1 protein-coding gene and 1 pseudogene are annotated in these 772 nt (G+C 53.8%); both read right to left on the bottom strand.

Annotated elements, in window-relative coordinates:
• Positions 1-220, bottom strand: a 220-nt coding sequence (locus ACFQRK_RS23965; RefSeq protein WP_379010963.1) for an ATP-binding protein, incomplete at its 3' end; no start/stop codon positions are given.
• Positions 221-239: 19 nt separating this feature from the next.
• Positions 240-772 (bottom strand): annotated as a pseudogene (locus ACFQRK_RS23970) (IS21 family transposase); the annotation flags it as partial.

Below are 772 nucleotides of genomic sequence, written 5' to 3' on the forward strand. Positions count from 1 at the left end.
TCTCTTCGGGCAGGGCGTTATAGCGCAGCCGGCTTGCCTTCAGGTATTTCTGCGTCCTGGCGTGGTCGCGGTATTCCACCTCGGCCTGCACCATGGAGGCCAATAGTTCATGTACGTTCTGTACTTCATGCACGGGCAGTGCACTCACCGCTTCGTAACGTCTGGCCATCCCGGCCAGCCGGAGCGCTCTTAGCTGCTCGGTTGTCTGATCTGTGTTCATTTCTGTTTAATGGTTTTTATTATTTGTATTCTCCGGCACCGCGGATATTATCGTGCAGGGGTATGGTGTATTGTTTGGGAGCTTCCTTTTTCTCGAGCAGGTCCATATTGTTATCCAGTATGTTTTTGATGGCCATGTAATTGAACCGCTGCCCTTTGAGCGCCCTTACGCAGGCAGCCTCAATGCGCTCGGGATAGCCGGTTGCCAGGCGCATGAGTCCCTGGCAGGCCTGGTAGGACTGATCAATGATAAGCTTGCTGTCCATGACCCTTTGGAAGTACTCGCGCGTAGCGGGGCCGTATTTTTCCGCTTTTGAAAGGTAATGGTCCGGGTTCCATGCAAGGCGCTCGCGCATATGCCGGTGGTTTTCCGGAAGGTGGTCTTTATCGGTCGTGTACCCATGTTTTTTATAGTTGCGTCTATGCAGGGCAATACGCTGGCTGCCGTGGTATATTTCCACCGTGTCGGTGCAGTAAACAATACGCACCTCTTTCCCGATATAGCGGGCGGGCACACTGTAGAAGTGCCAGTCTTCGCCCACCACCACGTGGT

Source organism: Parapedobacter sp. GCM10030251, from assembly GCF_042666505.1.
In the GTDB taxonomy this organism is placed as follows: domain Bacteria; phylum Bacteroidota; class Bacteroidia; order Sphingobacteriales; family Sphingobacteriaceae; genus Parapedobacter.